Source organism: Sphingobacterium kyonggiense (assembly GCF_039536825.1).
Classification (GTDB): Bacteria; Bacteroidota; Bacteroidia; order Sphingobacteriales; family Sphingobacteriaceae; genus Sphingobacterium; species Sphingobacterium kyonggiense.
Map to the genome: position 1 here is coordinate 576,754 of NZ_BAAAZI010000004.1, position 17,768 is coordinate 594,521.

A 17,768-nucleotide genomic window follows, 5' to 3' on the forward strand; every position below is an offset into this window, starting at 1 on the left:
AGGTAAAGCTAGGTATAAATACAAAAAGCCGTTAGACTAGACATCTAACGGCTTTTTATAGAATTACTGTTTTATTTTAGTGCAGCTCTAAAATTGCTGGCACTAACTTTTACATCGTTCATGTTATTTTTCCAGTTGTATTCATATTCGGCGGAAATCATGCCTTTAAACTTTTGGCGTTTAAGTTCTGCTTGGACAGCTTGTAAGCCAAGTTTACCGGTTCCCCAATGAACATCATGGGCATTCTTGCTTCCAAACTCATTTAGGTCTTTGAAATGCACGTGGTACACACGGCCTTCTAATTTCTTTAAACAAGCTATAGGATCTAATCCGGAGCGCATCCAATGTCCCACATCTGCTGCTGCACCCATTCTTTTACTGCGTCCTTCAATAGCTTTTAATACCACATCTGGATTCCAGTAATGAGATGGGTTGGGGTGATTATGAATAGCAACCTTAATATCGTATTTATCGCAAAGCTTCGAGATGTAATCCAGTTGAGTTTCATTCGGTTCACAATTGATCACCTGGATATTCAAATCCTTAGCAAATTGAAATACTTTTTCCCATTCTGCTTCATCTTTCGCACCAACAACACCATAGGCTAATGCCGTTATTCCCTTATCCTTTAATAGTTTTTTCACCAATGCTCTTCCTTCCGTAGAAAGCTCATAGGTCATTTTTTCTTGACTCCCTGCACCGATTGTCTGTCCTGGGAAAGCCTCTACATAGCGCAAGCCAGCACTATCGATTTTATTTAAGGCATCCGCAAAACTGAATAAACGAAAGGTATATGCTTGTGCGCCTAAATGCCAACCCAATTTTTCCTCTGGAAAATCTGCGGTTTTGGCATTTTGAGCAACATGATTCTGTGAAGAACATGCGGAAAAGAATAAGGCTGCTGTTGCCACGGCGGCAAGCAGGTGCTGTTTGAAAGATTTCATTTTATCTAGTTTTAAGTTGATTCAAGCTTATCCCTCAAATGCCGGCAGAGCAAGTTGAATACGCTCCAACACTTCCTCTTTTCCTAACAATTCAGTGATCTTAAAGACATCAGGACCAAACTTACCTCCAACCAACATGATACGGTAAGGCATCATTAATTCGCCCATTTTCATCCCTGAAGCAGCAATTTGTTCTTTAAACAAAGGCTCTAATACTTCAGCAGTCCAGTTTTCTTGTTTTTGAAACAACTGTGCGATGGATTGAAAAAATGCAGTTTTATCGGCATTCCATTTAGGTTTTACCGCATCAACATCATATTTTTCTGGCTTTACATAGAAGAAAGATGCTTGTTCCCAATAATCTTCCACGTAAATTAATCTTTCTTTTACTAAATCAAGAATGCTGTTCGTAAAATTATCATCGAACTTATCAGATGCTAAATGATGTTCTTCCAATACCGCATTTACCTGTGGAAGAAGCTCATTGTTCGGGGTATGTTTAATCCACTCTTGGTTATACCACTTAGCTTTTTCAAAGTCAAACTTAGCACCGGATTTACTAATCCGATCGACACTGAATTTAGCGATCAGTTCGTCCATCGTAAAGATTTCTTGGTCTGTACCATCATTCCAACCCAATAGTGCAAGCATATTGACGAATGCATCTGGTAAGAATCCAAGTTCACGGAAGCCTTTTGTCAAGTCTCCGGTTTTCGGATCTTGCCAGTTCATGGCATATACAGGGAATCCTAAACGGTCGCCATCACGTTTACTCAATTTTCCATTACCATCAGGTTTCAGAATCAATGGTAAGTGTGCCCATTCAGGCATTTCATCTTTCCAGCCCAAGTACTCCCATAAAAGAATATGTACAGGCGCTGAAGGCAACCATTCTTCACCACGGAAGATATGCGATATTTCCATAGCATGGTCATCCACAACCACCGCCAAATGGTAAGTAGGCATCCCATCTGCTTTTAATAGCACTTTATCGTCCACAAGTTTTGTTTCAAAACTCACACGACCACGTATCATATCTTCAAAAGATACGACTTCGTTTTCAGGCATCTTAATACGAATAGTATGAGGAGTACCTTCCGCTAATAATTTCGCTGTTTCCTCTTCAGATAAGCTCAAGGAGTTTCGCAAGTCCAATCTATTCTCATGGGAATAGCGGAAATTAGGATGCAGTTGTCTTTGTTGATCCAACTCTTCTGCTGTATCAAAAGCATAATAGGCAATTCCTTTAGCCACTAAATCCTCTGCAAATTTGCGGTATGAAGGTTTTCTTTCACTTTGACGATAAGGACCAAATTTACCTTCGTTCGAAGGACTTTCATCTGGAATGAGTCCACACCATGCTAGACATTCTTGAATATACTCTTCGGCTCCAGGCACAAAGCGGGTTTGGTCAGTATCTTCTACACGAAGGATGAATTTTCCTTGATGCTGTTTAGCAAATAGATAATTGAAAAGTGCGGTTCGAACACCACCTAAGTGTAAACCGCCTGTAGGGCTAGGGGCAAAACGCACCCTTACTTGTTTTTGTGAACTCATAGGCACAAAATTAAGCATTTCTAAATTTCTTTCTCCAAGCTATCGGAAAATGATTAATTTGGGTTCATTTTCCAGGTCTATGAAGCAACACCCTTACCGGTATAATAAACAACAATGGAAATTTTTCCTGTTTTTATTTGCAGCAATGATTGCAGCAGCTTCGCTTTTGTACAGTAACCATTTGGTGAAGAGCCTGTCAAAATCCGAGCGTACAAAGGCCCAGGTTTGGGCCATGAGTACTAAAAGTGTGGTCACCATGCCCGATCTGGACGATGAGTTCATCAGTTTGATTTTTGCCGTTCGGGATAGCTTGAGCCTACCTGCCATTATCACCGACCAGAATGAAAAAATTATCCTTTGGCGAGATTTAGACAGCAGCAAAACCAATATTGAAAAGGCTGCTCTGGACAGCGGATCCAACCTACAGTACGACCCCATCTATTTTGAGAAGGAACTGCACACCATGAAAAAGGCGCATCCGCCTATACAATTGGATTTGGATACAGGTGAAAAATGGTTCGTCTATTACAAAGATTCAGAAGCCTTACAACAGTTGCGCATATTTCCTTATATCCAACTTTCCTTGATTGGAATATTCCTGATTATCGCCTATACCGTTTTTAACTCTATTCGAAATTCCGAGCAGAATCTGGTGTGGGTTGGTATGGCCAAAGAGGCGGCGCATCAATTGGGTACTCCGATATCTTCTTTAATGGGGTGGCTAGAATTGGCAAGGGTGACTTATGAATCTCAAGATGACAGTCTTTTCAATGAAATGGAGCGGGATGTGCAACGTTTGGAAATTGTAGCAGATCGTTTTTCGAAAATAGGTTCTACCCCATCTTTGTCGAATCATGTGGTCTATGCAGTAGTGGAAGATTACGTGAATTATTTTAAGATCCGCACGAGCAAGCGTATTACATTTGAGCTTACGGGAGATCAACATGTGGAGGCCAAATTAAATGTGCAGGTATTTGACTGGATCATTGAAAACCTCTTAAAAAATGCGGTAAATGCGATAGAAGGAGAAGGCAAGATTGGGGTTAACATTTCGGAAAACATTGCAAAAGAGGAAATTTTTATAGACATTAGTGACACCGGAAAAGGCATTCCGCGTTCCAACTGGGAAACCATCTTTCAACCTGGATTCACAACTCGGAAGCGAGGCTGGGGACTGGGCTTAAGTTTGACTAAACGGATGGTATATTACCATCGTGGTCAGATTTTTGTGAAAGAATCTGAAATAGGAAAAGGTACAACATTTAGAATTATATTAAAAAGCAATCTACGTTATGAGCCCACTCAAATCTGATGAGTATCCAGCAATTTTTAACGACTATATCGAAACCGTAACGGGAGATGTCATGGTCGAATTAAACGATCAATTGACAACATTCCCTGAGTTTATTGCGAGCATTCGGGAAGATCAAGGAACATACAAATACGCAGAAGACAAATGGAGCATCAAAGAAGTGTTGTGCCATATTTTGGATGCAGAACGTATCATGACTTATCGGGCATTGCGCTTCGGTCGCAATGATATGACAGCACTGGCATCATTTGAGCAAGATGAATTTGTAGCAAATGGCCGTCATGATGAACGTAAGCTAGAAGATATCGCCCAAGAATTTTATCACTTGCGCAAAGCAAACTTGTATTTATTTGAGTCTTTTGATGAAACAGAGCTTGCTCGTAAAGGCATGGCATCCGATCGTTTAATCAGCGTTCGCGCTTTTTTATACATCATTGCCGGCCACTTAAACCACCATGTGGTTATCTTGAAAACCCGATATCTTAAAGATCAGAACAACAATAATGATTTGGCATAGACCGTATACCCTGGAGGAGATCAACGACCTGTTCGCTATTAACATGACAGGTTTTTTGGATATCAAAGCCATATCCATTACCGATGATGCCATTGTCGCGGAAATGCCCGTCAATGAGAAGGTAAAACAACCTTACGGTTTATTGCATGGTGGTGCTTCTTGTGTACTGGCGGAGTCTGTCGGTAGTGTTGCATCGAATTTAGTGATTGACTCTGATGTTTATGCAGGTGTTGGTTTAGAGATCAATGCAAACCACATTCGCCCCGTGACGAAAGGTACTGTCAAAGCGACATGCACCCCATTACATATCGGAAAAACGACCCATGTATGGGACATTCGAATAACAAACGAACGCGATGCTTTAGTCTGTATTTCCAGATTAACCATTGCCGTGATAAAAAAACCACAAACCTAACAAACTTTCTTAATGATGGATTGTTCAACCGTAATAATACCATTTTGGTTTTATGATACGGTTTAGGTTTTTGGAGAGACATCGCCCATTCGAAGTCTCTCCTCTTTTTATGGAAAAACGCAATCGTTTGCTTTTCAAATTCTATTTTAATATTCCAAATTATTTTATTAGCCTTGTGGTTAGCTAAAATTATTAATCCATAAATCAAATTTATGAGTAATCAACAAAATCAATCTACAGTAGGACCAATGATAATTATCGGGTCTTTATTCTTTATTTTTGGATTCGCCACTTGGCTTAACTCCCTGTTGATCCCCTACTTACGGATCGCTTGTGAACTTTCAGAGGTTCAATCTTATTTCGTAACATTTGCATTTTATATCGCCTATTTAGTGATGGCACCAGTATCGACTTGGGTGCTAAACAAATTTGGATTTAAGAAGGGAATGGCCATTTCATTGGCAATTATGGCTGTGGGAGCATTATTATTTATTCCTGCTGCTTACTCACGTACCTACTTATTGTTCTTGACAGGTTTATTCATCATGGGTGGTGGTTTAGCTATTCTACAAACCGCATCCAATCCATACATCACGATCATTGGCCCAGTGGAGACTGCTGCAAAAAGGATCAGTATCATGGGTATTTGTAATAAATTCGCGGGTGCACTTGCACCAATTATCTTAGGTTACTTCTTAAACCTTGGAGAAGCAGATAAAGTACAACAATCATTAGCTACCATGAGCCCTGAAGAATCAGCGGCAGCATTGGATAAAATTGCACTTCAGGTTGTTAATCCTTATATCGGTATCGTCGTTGTATTACTTGTCTTAGCATTCTGGATTTCTCGCGCTAACTTGCCAGAGGTGAAAGGTGATGAGGAAGAAGATGCTTCGCACCATACCTTAACGGAATCTAAGCAAAGTATATTTGACTTTCCTCACGTCATATTAGGCTTTGTAGCCTTATTTATGTATGTAGGGGTAGAAGTATTGGCTGGAGATACAATAATCGCTTACGGAAAGTATTTGGGCATTCCATTGGAAACCGCTAAATTCTTTACGTCCTTCACCATGGGTGCCATGGTGGTTGGTTATATCATTGGTATTATCGCTATTCCAAAATACCTTTCTCAAGAGGCAGCTTTAAAAATCAGTGCTATCTTAGGTATTTTCTTAACTGCCGGTATCGTATTTACTGACGGAATTGTATCATTAACCTTAGTAGGATTATTAGGATTAGCTAACTCCTTAGTATGGCCTGCAATTTGGCCATTGGCATTGAAAGGTGTGGGTAAATTTACAAGTGCTGCATCAGGCATCTTAGTAATGGGTATTGCCGGTGGTGCTGTTATTCCATTGTTATATGGTCAATTAGCGCACTTTACCAATTCGCATCAGGCTTATTGGATTGCTTTACCATGTTACTTATTTATCTTGTACTATGCGATCTCAGGACACAAGGTTCGCAAGCACTAATATCATAAAATGACAAAAGACAAACGGAGATAATCAACTATCTCCGTTTGTTTTTTTATATGGTATTAGTATCTTCGGAGAATAGAACATTTTTGATTATGAAAAAAATAGCATTTACCCTCTTGCTCGCATCGGGTTTATTCTTCAGCGTACAAGATGCTGATGCACAAATTAAACTACCACCAGCAAGTAGTACGCAATTTATCATACAAGATTTAGGCATTAGTCAAGTCAGCATAATTTATCAACGTCCAAATATCAAGGGTCGTAAAATCTTTGGTGATCTTGTACCTTATAACCAGATTTGGCGTACTGGAGCAAACAACGCAACTAATATTACCTTTCAAGATGAAGTAAAAATTGAAGGTAAAACATTGGCTGCCGGCACGTATGCTTTATTTACCATTCCGACGAAAAACGAATGGACCATCATTTTTAACAGCAATGCGAAACAATGGGGTGCCTATACATACGATCAAGCAGATGATGTTTTACGTGTTAAAGTAAAACCGGTAACCCTAAAAGATAAGGTTGAATCTTTCACGATTTCATTTGATGAGGTTAATGATCAGCATATGAAAACTTCTTTGGCATGGGAGAACACTAAAGTTTCTTTCATGATCGAGGTAGATCAGAAGACGGAGATCATGGCGAGCATTGATGAAGCTATGCAAGGAAACAAAAAGCCATACTTCCAGGCAGCGCAATACTATTATACCCACAATATCGATGCAAAGAAAGCTGCCGAGTGGATGGTAGAAGCGGATAAAGGCAATTCGAATGCTCCACATATCAAATATTGGAAATCTTTAATCTTAGCTAAGGCGGGTGATAAAGCTGGAGCTGTTAAAGCTGCTCAAGAAGGAATTGAAATGGCTAAGAAAGAGAAGAATTCAGAATATGTGAAGTTGAATACTCAAGCTCTTCAAGCTGCTCAGAAAAAATAAAAATCATGCTTTACGGTTTATTGGATATAAAAATTTAAACCGTATTGTTTAAACATAAAAGGAAAGGGAGGCACCACTGGCGCCTCCCTTACTTATTTAATTCATAGGTAGATTATCTTGATTTTAAGAATGTCCATTTCTCGTGGAAGAAGGTACGATCTTTACCATTTTCCACCATGACATACTTCACTTCCATCACCTTTGATCCATCAGTACCAATAGTCATTTTGTTTGCACCAGTGATATCTAAGCGTGCAGAACGTCCATTTGGATTTGTTCCTTGCCCAAAATAGTTGGTTACTTCAACCACATTGTTGTTGGCATCAAACTTAAATATCGGTGAGAAGTTACCATAAGATGAATTTGCAGTACCATTTTTAATCGGGTGACCTGTTCCTCCGTTCAAATAGGTATTGGATGTCATGAAATTGGTGTTACCCAGAACGGTTACTAAGTTTGCTTCAAGTGGGTAATAACCAACTAAATTTCCTGCCGTAACATCAAGCATCGGTGATAAAGCTTCCACCTTATAAACACCATCGTATTTATTCTTGATGGCCATGGTAAAGATGGCTGTTCCACCATTCCCGGAAATATTTCCATGAGAGCTACTGGTGATGGCAATTGCTAAAACATTCTTTTTAGCCAAGTCAAACTTGTCCAATTTTAGTTTAACCTTTCCTAAGGCGAATTTCTCTCCTTTTTTGATGGTTAGGCTTGTTGGCATTTCATATGAATCTGCTGCTACTAGGGAATACCCTGATCCTTTTGCTGCATTTTGTTTATCAACAACCTGTTGAGATGCCGCTAATTGCACAACGATATCCTGAGGTGCTGTATTCTCTGGCCCAGCATAATTTACGCCAAAGGTGAATTCGTCCTTACCCGTTTCAAAGGTCCCTGCACTGTAAACCAATACAGGATCTATATAAGCGGAAGTAGGACCAGTCACATTATAGAATTCGATAACATTTAGTCCTCCTGATGGATGCAATGCATATTGATCATCTTTTAGACAGGATGTATTCATGAATAGGAAAAATGTTCCTATTGCAAGTGCTGCTATTTTCTTCATTATATTTCGATTATACATATCTATTCCTATTAATTATTTCTTAGCCCAGAAGATCTGATCAGCAAAGTGATTGATCTCTTTTGTATTTGCCGCGTTGTAATTGTATTCCGAAGTCGGATACTTAATCATCGTTGGCAATTTGTCTGGACGAGGTGAATTGGATGTTACAGAAGCCATATCTACGTATTTGCTACCACCTGGAGTAGTCTTAGGATAACCCGTACGACGGTAATCATTCCAAGCCTCTTCACCAGTGATCATGTTCATAGCGATATACTTTTGGGTAATAATAGCTTCTAATTTTTGTGCATCGGTTCCTGCTTTGGAAATATCTACTAAATAAGATGCTGCATTGGCTGCTTTATAAGCTGCAAAATCCGTTGCTACATTCTTACCAGCTGCAAGTGCACCATTCACATCTAAGTATAAATAATTGAAGGATGCTTTGATACCGTTTTCAAATGCGGTGGTCATATTTCCAGTCAAATATCCTTTTAAGAAGGCTTCTGCTTGTAAGAAATAAGACTCCGCAGCTAACATCATAGGTTGTCCTTGAGTAGGTCCTTTCACCACACCAAGGGCATCTGTAATACTGGAAGCACTAGAACGAACGCCTGTATACCAAGTAGAGTATCCTGAACGTACTGGTGGATTACCCGTCTCGTTTCCTAATTGATTCAAAGGCGTAGGACGTGTGGTTACCCCAAAGTCATTATAGATAACCTTTCCTCTCCAGCTATCATCAATCTTATTTCCATCGTAAAAACCATAGATAAAGAAGGAAGGAACGCGTGAGGTTGGAACAGGGTTACCTGCTGTCGAATATCCCCAGGATGACCAAGTAGGGTTTGGTCTATCTTTCACATAACCTGGATTATTAATTGCATCTTTTGTTAAAAAACCAAGTGTCATATCCATTTTACCGAATTCCTCTGTTACTTTAGCTTTTAAGGCATCAACTGCAGAAATACGAATCAACAACCTTAGTTTCAAGGTATTTGCAAACTTCTTCCATTGATCAATATCCCCTTTAAATAAAGGATCAGATGACGCGTTTAGCTTTTTCACGGTTTGTGATTCCCCATCAAACAAGGTGATAGCCTCGTTTAGACGACGCAATAGATCCACATAGATGGAAGATGCTTCGGAATATTTAGGTGCATAATTGGCTTTACCTTGAAGTGCTTCTTCATAAGGGATATCATTATGCTGGTCAACCAATTTGTGGAATTGGTAAACAGACATCACTTCCGCAGCAGCTTTAAAGTTAACTAACTCTGGATTTTCTGCAGATCCATCGATCACATATTTTAAATCCAATAAGTTACTATATGATCCCCATTGCGAACCTGTACCTGCCACATAGTCATAAGTTAACAAGTTACCAAAGCCAGAGAAACCACCAGCATTGGCGATATACCCCACTACATTGCCACCGTAGGTGCTGTATGAGACCTGGTAGGCAGCAGCCGTGTTAATAGCCCCCGGAAGAATCAAGTCGGGCTGTACATAGGTTGGACTATTGGGGTTGACGTTGATGTCTAAGTAGTCATTACACGAAGCAAATGATAGACAACAAGCAAGCCCTATATATTTTATTTTATTAATTGCTTTCATTTTCATCAGATTAGAAATTTACAGAAATGGTACCACCAAAATAACGTGCAGGAGGTGTTAAGCTGATCGTTGCAAAACCAACGGCATTACTTGTAGAACCTGCAGAACTGTACTCTGGGTCAGTATATAAATTGGTCTTAGGAACGAATAACAATAAGTTTCTTCCTTGAACGGAAATCGTAGCGCCTTTAGCAAATCCTTTTAACAAGGTTTGTGGAACATCGTAAGATAAAGTAGCCTCTCTCCATTTCCAGAATGCCGCCGAGTGTACATAGTTCTCACCTACTCCGGTGTTATAGTTTCCAGAAGTCCAGAAGTCAGCACCACCAGTACGAGTCGTGATATTCGTGTTCTCTACATATTGGTTTGTTGCAGGATCTAGATAAGAAGAATTTGGAATAACAAAACGCTCGCGGTTAAACCAAGTTGTACGGATACCTGAACCGGAGAAATCAAATGCTGTAGTTACACGGTTTGCGATAAAGTTTCCAGTACGGTATTCGAATAAACTGGTAAAGCGGAATCGTTTATAACGTAATTCCATATCAGCACCCAAAACGTGTGGTGGGTTAGTAATACCAACCCCTGCATAGTTAGTACCATCAAAACTTGGGAATCCTGAATTTGGATTTACAATGATGCGTCCTTGATCATCACGCTTGTATTTAGTTACTTCCAAATAAGGGAATGGGTTGCCTACTTTAGCTACGATACGGTTACCAGTTCCTGCATCCAATACGAAAATATCCGACTGATCAGAGAGTGAGATAACATTGTTTTTGTTGTAAGCGTAGTTAGTTCCTAAGGTCAGTGTCCATCCGTTTAAATTACTAATTGGCGTAACGCGTAAGTAAGACTCAATACCTTCATTGGATACCTCTCCTACGTTCGTACGTAAGCTGGTATAACCCGAGGCTTGAGAAACAGAAACACTGAATGTTTGGTTAAAGGTGTTTGTTTTGTACCAAGTTGTACCAACGGAAACTCGACCATTGTACATCTCTAGATCAAAACCTGCCTCAGGACCTTTCGTAATCTCTGGTTTCAAATCATCAGCTACCATTGTTCCACCAATAGTGAAAGCAGATACACCATTATATGGATATCCTGCAGCTTGTCCAAAGGTAGTACTCAATGCATAAGGTGATAAGTTCACATTACCCACATAAGCGTATCCACCTCTAATTTTCAAGCTGGTCATCCATTTCTGTGCTTTCAATGCAGGGATCGCATCAGAAGCAATGAATGAAAAGTCAACCGATGGATAGAAGAATGAGCGGAATTCTTTTGCTAGAATAGATCTCCAGTCATTTCTTCCTGTAAAGTGTAAGAATAAGAAATCCTTATATCCAAAACGGGCATCACCAGCTAAAGCTACTTGTCTTGAGCGGGTGTTTGATTCTGAAGCTGTAGGATTTAAACTGGAGTTGCTGATGTTGAATAAATCATCAATAACTAAGTTTGCTCCTCCAACATTAAGACCCTTGTAGTTATTCTCACGAATGGAACCTAAAGCTGTTAGGTTGTACGTGATATCGGAAGTGATATTTCCTTTATATCCCAATGCAAGCTCGGATAATAATTGAATACTGGTTGATTTGCTATCACTCACATTAGCTGCATAATCACCTTTGGATGAGGAAATGTTTTTGGTGTATTCCGTAAAGCGGAAAGCCCCATTGTAGCTCTTATTTTGTGCATTTTGAGAGCTGATACCAATACGGTAAGTCACCGATGCATTCTTAATAGGGTTCCATTCTAACTGAACGTTTCCTTGGAAATATTCATTTCTAGTTTTAGAACGCCAGTTTTCCAATGAGAAATAAGGGTTGTCATAATAATCGTTGTAATAACCATTCGGGTTAGCATAAGGATCGTTCTTCCAATCTTTATACTGAGTCAATGGAACATGCGCAGGGGTCTGTAGAATCTCGTTATACATACTTCCACTTGCTGTTGTCAAATCATACCAGTTCTGAATGTAATTGGCATTGTAGTTAGCACGGAAGTTTTTGTAAATATTTCTAGAACCATTGGCACGGATACTAGCACGTTTGTAAAGGTCTTTTGGTAAAACACCAGATTGAGCAAAGAATTGTCCGGAGATATAGTAAGTAGATTTATCATCACCAGAAGTTACGCTAATATCAGATTGATTAGCTAATCCATTTTGCCAAAATTCGTATTTATCATTACGAGCAGAATAAGGGATTGTTTGAATAGAGCCATCGAATAAGGGCTTACCAATTTCTACCATGCTACCGTCAAACTCGGGACCATATTGCTGGTTCTCATACGGGGTATAGGTCTTAACAGCATCTGGAGTAGTACCTGATCCGAAGCGATTTTGAATCTGCGGTAAGTAGCTTACCGCCTCTACTGTTGAAGTATGAGAAGCTTTGATGCTTGTTACACCTGGTTTACCACGTTTAGTAGTAATTACGATCGCACCATTGGATGCATCCGATCCATAAGCAGCAGCAGCACCGGCACCATTTAACACTTCAATGTTTTCAATGTCCTCTGGATTTAAGTTCCCTAACATGGAGTTTGGTACTATAATGTTATCCAATACCAATAATGCCTGGTTGTTACCAGTAATAGAGCGCTGGCCACGTAATACCAAACGGTAGTTAGGGTTTACACCACCATTAACAGCATTTACCTGTAAACCTGGAACTTTACCCGATAAGGCAGACGCAAAGTTGGATGATTTACCTTGAGTGATAACCTCCGATTTAATGGTAGTACTGGCATTACCTACTTCCTTACGTTTAGCGACTAAACCTCCCCCAGTAACGACTACTTCGTCAAGTACATTATTAGAAGTCTCTAAGTAAATATCCAACCGCTCACCACGAAGGTTTGAGACAGAAATTACTTTGGGGCTATACCCTACTGATGTTACTTGAATGCTGTTGCTGTTGGTAGGTACCGAAATGGTAAATCGGCCTGAACCATCAGTCATGGTTGCAATACGGGTTGATGGAACCGTAACTGTAGCGCCTGGAATTGGCTTTCTTGTTTCTTGGTCAGAAACAGTACCCGACACAATGCGGGTCTGAGCAAAACCAAGATGAACTAACAGGAGACATCCTATTAGCAGAATTGCTTTGAGTTGTTTCATTTGTTCAATTAGAATTGGTTAGTATTTGTTTGTTTTTCCCCAAAAATATAGGCAATACTTCCCCCTAAGGCCTATTTTTAGACCTCTGCCCCTAGTCCCCAAGGACTCCTATATTTTAATAAAAGATGTACGGACGCTTCGCCAGTAAACTTATACCCTAAAGCTTACTATTGGAAACGAATTAAATCTTGACTGAAAGGACCAGCCTTAAGAAATGGATAATGTGTAGATGTCTGTTTTTTCATATTTAGTTTTTTAGTTTAAAAAGCAATCCCAAAACTCCAAAAAGAATACCTTTATTCTGCTTTACCTAGGCGCGTAAAGAAAATAGCGATAAGTACTCCTAAGGGTAATTAAATTAAATATTAAAAAAAGCAAGTTGGAAGGCTGTCAGACAAACTCGACAATAGCTTCAACTTCATAATTTAGCAACACCTAATTGTAAGTGCTATTGGTTATCTAGTCTTACAAACTTAATATGTATGACTTTATGATTAAATTTAACAAAGGATTTTAATTAAACAAATTTTATTATTTATTTATAAAAAGAGTTGTAAATAATATTTTTTCCTGTTAAGATATTTTTGCAAAAATTCTGATAACAGCGTTTTTGTGATTTTAAGACTTTTAAATTCTGAATAGCTTATTGTATAATGTATTTGTTAAAGGCACAGCATAGAGCCTCTATCTTGAAAAATAATTTCAATCAAAAAGCATCTCTCATTTTACATTCTGTAACAAAAGATTATAGAATAAAAAAGATTGTAAAAAATAATCAAACAAAAGACCTTCCAACATCTAAGTTGAAAGGTCTTTTGTTTAATCTTGAAAACTCGATTATTACAATATAGCCTTAAATAAAATCTCTATTGGGTGTAGGGCAGATTCTTTTGTTCCATCATAAATTTGATGCCTGCAACTTGCGCCTGGAGCGGCTACAATACAGCTTGACTTCTTCTCTCGTACAGCAGGGAATAGCACTAACTCCCCTATTTTCATGGATACTTCATAGTGTTCTTTTTCATATCCAAAAGATCCCGCCATACCACAACATCCTGACGGAATATCCTTCACTTTATAATTAGCTGGAATAGCCAATATTTGGTGAACAGCAGGTACTATCCCCCATGCCTTTTGTTGGCAATGTCCATGAAGCAATATCTCTTGCTCTTCTTGGGTAAACTGTTCTCTACGAATATTGCCTGATTCATATTCTTGCAAAATAAACTCTTCAATAGACAAGGCTAATGGCGCAATTCGTTTTGCATCTTCTAGCAAATGTTCATCCACTAGATCAACATATTCATCTCGAAAAGTCAAAATAGTAGAAGGTTCCACAGCAACTAACTTCGTGTTCTCATTGAGTCTGCCCTCAAAGATCTCTACATTCTTATTGGCCAATTTCTTGGCCTCTCGCAATAATCCTTTAGACATTAAAGCACGACCTGAAAACTCATGCTCTACCATTAGAACCTGATAACCTAAGGCTTCTAATAGCAGTATGGCCTTCTTACCAATCTCAACATCGTTATAATTCGTGAACTCATCAAAGAAGAAATAAACCGTTTTTATAGCTTCTTTTTTATCAAAGGAAGGTTTATCCTTTTGCTTATACCAGGAACGCAAGGTCTGACTGGATATTTTAGGAATATGACGCTCTGGAGCAAAACCAATAACTTTCTTGATCAGATTCCCAGTTAGCTTATTGCCCGTCATAAAATTATATATGCCCGATATGGGTTGCATCAAGCGCGTTAAAGTATCCACATGGGCAATCATTCTCGATCGAAGAGGCACGCCATGCGCATCATAATAGCCTTGTAGAAACTCGGCCTTTAGTTTAGCCATATCAACGCTACTAGGGCACTCTGATTTACAGCCTTTACAGCTGATACATAAATCCATGACATCCTTTAATTCCTCATGGTCAAATGGATTCAGTTTACTGGAATTTGTCAGCATTTCACGCAGCATATTTGCCCGTGCTCTTGTCGTATCCTTCTCTTCCTTGGTTGCCATATAAGTAGGACACATCGTACCCCCAGATAAGTGCGTTTTACGGCAGTCTCCTGAACCATTACACTGTTCAGCATGCTGTAGGATAGATTGTCCGTTATAACGAAATACCGTCTTTATTTCACGATCTACTTGTCCGGGTTCATGACGTAAGAAAGTATTCATCGAAGGCGTGTCAACAATCTTACCCGGATTAAATATCCCTTCAGGATCCCATTGTTTTTTGAGATCTATTAAGAGTTGGTAATTATGGTCACCAATCATGAGTGGAATAAATTCTCCTCGAAGTCTTCCATCACCATGTTCTCCACTCAAGGAACCTTTATATTTCTTTACCAATTCTGCAATTTCCAATGCGATTGCTCGAAAGAGTAAATTGCCTTCTTTTGTTTTGAGATTAATTATTGGGCGCAAATGCAACTCGCCAGTAGCAGCATGGGCATAATGCACCGCATATAAATTATATTGCTCTAAAATCTGGTTAAAATCAGCAATATAGGCAGGTAGATCATGCACATCTACAGCCGTATCTTCAATGACAGCAACAGGCTTCTCATCTCCAGGCACATTGCTTAATAACCCCAATCCAGCTTTACGTAGATTCCATACCCGCTTCTTATCAGCGCCTAATACCAAAGGAAAATGATAACCTAGCCCATGAGCTCGCATATCAACTTCAACTTCTGCAACCTTTCTTAAAATATCTGCCTCATCCAGTCCATCGTATTCGACGATTAATATCGCCGCTGGTTCGCCCTCTATAAAGAATCGATTATTCATTTGCTCCAGATTACCTTTGGTGCACTCCAAAATGTAATTATCCATGAGCTCACTTACCAAAGGCTGATGTTTTAAGGCAATCAGATTTCCTTTTAAGGCATCTTGCAGCGAATGAAAATGCACACAAAGCAATCCACTCGGATTCTCAGGCAGTACATTTACATGAAGTTTAATGGAAGTAATAAAAAGTAAAGTCCCTTCCGAACCACAAATCAATTTACAGAAATTAAAAGGCTCAGCTCCTGAAGTAAAAGGATCGGACTCTAATAACAAATCTAAAGCATAGCCCGTATTCCTACGTTGAATACTTGCTTTCGGATAGTTCTCGCGAATTAATTCCTGATTGTGATAATCTCCCAACATGGATTTAATCTGCTGATATATCCTGCCCTCAAGATTATCTTGTTGGCTCTTAGCAACAAACTCATCAAAACTCAAAGCTTTGAAAGCTACTTCAGAGCCATCACTCAGGAAGCCTTCCACCTCTAACGTATGCTCCCGAGCACTACCATAAATCAAGGAGTTAGAACCACAGGAATTATTTCCCACCATCCCGCCTATCATAGCGCGATTGGCCGTTGAAGTCTCGGGTCCAAAATAAAGCTTATACGGTTTGAGGAAAAGATTAAGCTCATCCCGTATTACACCAGGCTGAACCCTTACCCAATTCTTCTCTACATTTAGCTCTTCAATATCTGTGAAATACCTGGAAACATCCACCACTATCCCTGCCCCTACAACCTGACCTGCCAAGGAAGTACCTGCAGTACGAGGGATAAGAGAAGTATGCTGTTCACGAGCGAAAGAAATCAATCTTTTGATATCCTCCTTGTTCTTTGGATAAGCCACAGCCAAGGGCATCTCGCGATAAGCAGATGCGTCTGTTGCATATAACAAACGCATCGGCTCATCCCAAAACAATTCGCCCTCTAACTGTTGAGCAAGCAAAGAAAGCTGCTCTTCCATATTCTTACGCTCCTTTTATTTGTGTGGTATAAGTACTTTCGAAAATCTTATCGGCATTATTGGTCTCAAAACCATCTCGACGATGTTTTGGTTCAATTTGATCTTTTGGTAAATCTTTAAATTGAGGCAAAACACTACGCTCGGCAAACTCCACATAACTTCCAGCAATAGGCAATGTCTTCCCATCTGCAAATTTCGCATCATATAAAGCAGAAACCGTACTACTCTGGCGCAATAAACCATCCTCACTGGTCTTAATCTTACCACCTGAAGTATTCAATTTCACTCCAATACTTTCCAAGAAAGCATTAAACTCTTCTAGGGTATTGTAACCATCCTTCAGTTCATGTATGCTGATGGTGTAATGGTTTAAGTAATAGCGATTATAAATAACCCATGCAGCATATTCACTTTCTGCCAATAGCGTTTCATATTCGCTAGAGGTAGGCAAGTCCCATAGCGGCTCTTGCAAGAATGCTGCAACCTCTTCCCCATTCTTCAGGTCGATTTGATCAACTGGATCTGAAGTAATGGACTGTGTATATTTCTGGATGATTTCTTGTGCTTCTTTAGACAATTCCTTTACCCGAAGTTCCGAGACAAAAATACGTGGATAGCTTGGATCTGCCGGTGCATACCAATAGGCATCCAATTTCTTCCCTTCAAAATAAAAATAATCCATCTTTTTGTAACCAAAGGAAAGGAAGATCTTCTCAAAAGAAGCCAATCCTAAATTTGGAACGCCTAAAGTACGGAAGGCTATATGGTCATTGACAATCTCTTCTTGAGAAGAAACCACTTGACGCTCTAAAAGAGCTTTGGTAATTTTATCGACATCGGCTACGTTTCGTCTATAATGCTCAAAAAGATCATTTAGAACAAAGTCAACAGGCTTTTTTTCATCGAAATGCATAATCGCGGAATTTAAATTTACAATTAGAATAAAGTTATCGAAAAATTGATAAATAAAAACAATTATTCAGTAAAATTCATATTAATAAAAATATTATTCAGCAA

Annotated in this window: 12 protein-coding genes; 5 read left to right on the plus strand and 7 right to left on the minus strand. The window is 39.3% G+C overall.

What is annotated here, in order from left to right; translation table 11 throughout:
- Positions 1-71: 71 nt before the first annotated feature.
- Entirely contained in the window at positions 72-944 is an 873-nt protein-coding gene (locus ABD676_RS03570; protein WP_344673295.1) for a sugar phosphate isomerase/epimerase family protein, read from the minus strand.
- Between the two features lie 27 nt (positions 945-971).
- Entirely contained in the window at positions 972-2,501 is a 1,530-nt protein-coding gene (gltX, locus tag ABD676_RS03575) for a glutamate--tRNA ligase (RefSeq protein ID WP_344673296.1), read from the minus strand.
- Positions 2,502-2,580: 79 nt separating this feature from the next.
- Between gltX and ABD676_RS03580 the strand changes: the two genes are divergently transcribed.
- From ABD676_RS03580 to ABD676_RS03600, 5 genes are all read left to right on the plus strand, one after another.
- Positions 2,581-3,813 carry a sensor histidine kinase gene (locus ABD676_RS03580; protein ID WP_344673297.1) on the plus strand — a complete coding sequence of 411 codons (1,233 nt, stop codon included), beginning with the start codon at positions 2,581-2,583 and terminating at the stop codon, positions 3,811-3,813.
- On the plus strand, positions 3,794-4,330 hold the full coding sequence (locus ABD676_RS03585; protein ID WP_344673298.1) for a DinB family protein: 537 nt from the start codon (positions 3,794-3,796) through the stop codon (positions 4,328-4,330). The genes ABD676_RS03580 and ABD676_RS03585 overlap by 20 nt, the downstream gene beginning before the upstream one ends.
- A complete protein-coding gene (locus ABD676_RS03590; RefSeq protein ID WP_344673299.1) occupies positions 4,317-4,745 on the plus strand; it encodes a hotdog fold thioesterase in 429 nt (142 codons plus the stop codon). The genes ABD676_RS03585 and ABD676_RS03590 overlap by 14 nt, the downstream gene beginning before the upstream one ends.
- A gap of 212 nt (positions 4,746-4,957) precedes the next feature.
- Complete coding sequence (locus ABD676_RS03595) at positions 4,958-6,223, plus strand: sugar MFS transporter (RefSeq protein WP_344673300.1); 1,266 nt, start codon at positions 4,958-4,960, stop codon at positions 6,221-6,223.
- A 98-nt stretch (positions 6,224-6,321) separates the two neighbouring features.
- On the plus strand, positions 6,322-7,170 hold the full coding sequence (locus tag ABD676_RS03600) for a DUF2911 domain-containing protein (protein ID WP_344673301.1): 849 nt from the start codon (positions 6,322-6,324) through the stop codon (positions 7,168-7,170).
- Between the two features lie 112 nt (positions 7,171-7,282).
- Here the strand turns inward: ABD676_RS03600 and ABD676_RS03605 are convergent, their stop codons facing one another.
- The 5 genes from ABD676_RS03605 to ABD676_RS03625 all read right to left on the minus strand — a co-directional run bounded on the left by ABD676_RS03605 (position 7,283) and on the right by ABD676_RS03625 (position 17,664).
- Entirely contained in the window at positions 7,283-8,245 is a 963-nt protein-coding gene (locus tag ABD676_RS03605) for a DUF1735 domain-containing protein (protein WP_344673302.1), read from the minus strand.
- A 33-nt stretch (positions 8,246-8,278) separates the two neighbouring features.
- On the minus strand, positions 8,279-9,862 hold the full coding sequence (locus tag ABD676_RS03610; protein ID WP_344673303.1) for a SusD/RagB family nutrient-binding outer membrane lipoprotein: 1,584 nt from the start codon (positions 9,860-9,862) through the stop codon (positions 8,279-8,281).
- Between the two features lie 10 nt (positions 9,863-9,872).
- Positions 9,873-12,989 (minus strand): SusC/RagA family TonB-linked outer membrane protein, encoded by a 3,117-nt coding sequence (locus ABD676_RS03615; protein ID WP_344673304.1) that lies wholly within the window; start codon positions 12,987-12,989, stop codon positions 9,873-9,875.
- A gap of 840 nt (positions 12,990-13,829) precedes the next feature.
- Complete coding sequence (locus ABD676_RS03620) at positions 13,830-16,751, minus strand: FAD-binding and (Fe-S)-binding domain-containing protein (protein ID WP_344673305.1); 2,922 nt, start codon at positions 16,749-16,751, stop codon at positions 13,830-13,832.
- A gap of 4 nt (positions 16,752-16,755) precedes the next feature.
- Positions 16,756-17,664, minus strand: coding sequence for a DUF1338 domain-containing protein (locus ABD676_RS03625; RefSeq protein WP_344673306.1), 909 nt, complete (start codon positions 17,662-17,664; stop codon positions 16,756-16,758).
- Positions 17,665-17,768: the final 104 nt, after the last annotated feature.

Coding starts and splice junctions, on each gene's coding strand:
- ABD676_RS03580 (WP_344673297.1), top strand. CDS start 2,581: ATGAAGCAACACCCTTACCGGTATAATAAACAACAATGGAAATTTTTC.
- ABD676_RS03570 (WP_344673295.1), bottom strand. CDS start 944: ATGAAATCTTTCAAACAGCACCTGCTTGCCGCCGTGGCAACAGCAGCC.
- ABD676_RS03590 (WP_344673299.1), top strand. CDS start 4,317: ATGATTTGGCATAGACCGTATACCCTGGAGGAGATCAACGACCTGTTC.
- ABD676_RS03625 (WP_344673306.1), bottom strand. CDS start 17,664: ATGCATTTCGATGAAAAAAAGCCTGTTGACTTTGTTCTAAATGATCTT.
- ABD676_RS03595 (WP_344673300.1), top strand. CDS start 4,958: ATGAGTAATCAACAAAATCAATCTACAGTAGGACCAATGATAATTATC.
- gltX (WP_344673296.1), bottom strand. CDS start 2,501: ATGAGTTCACAAAAACAAGTAAGGGTGCGTTTTGCCCCTAGCCCTACA.
- ABD676_RS03605 (WP_344673302.1), bottom strand. CDS start 8,245: ATGAAGAAAATAGCAGCACTTGCAATAGGAACATTTTTCCTATTCATG.
- ABD676_RS03600 (WP_344673301.1), top strand. CDS start 6,322: ATGAAAAAAATAGCATTTACCCTCTTGCTCGCATCGGGTTTATTCTTC.
- ABD676_RS03620 (WP_344673305.1), bottom strand. CDS start 16,751: ATGGAAGAGCAGCTTTCTTTGCTTGCTCAACAGTTAGAGGGCGAATTG.
- ABD676_RS03610 (WP_344673303.1), bottom strand. CDS start 9,862: ATGAAAGCAATTAATAAAATAAAATATATAGGGCTTGCTTGTTGTCTA.
- ABD676_RS03615 (WP_344673304.1), bottom strand. CDS start 12,989: ATGAAACAACTCAAAGCAATTCTGCTAATAGGATGTCTCCTGTTAGTT.
- ABD676_RS03585 (WP_344673298.1), top strand. CDS start 3,794: ATGAGCCCACTCAAATCTGATGAGTATCCAGCAATTTTTAACGACTAT.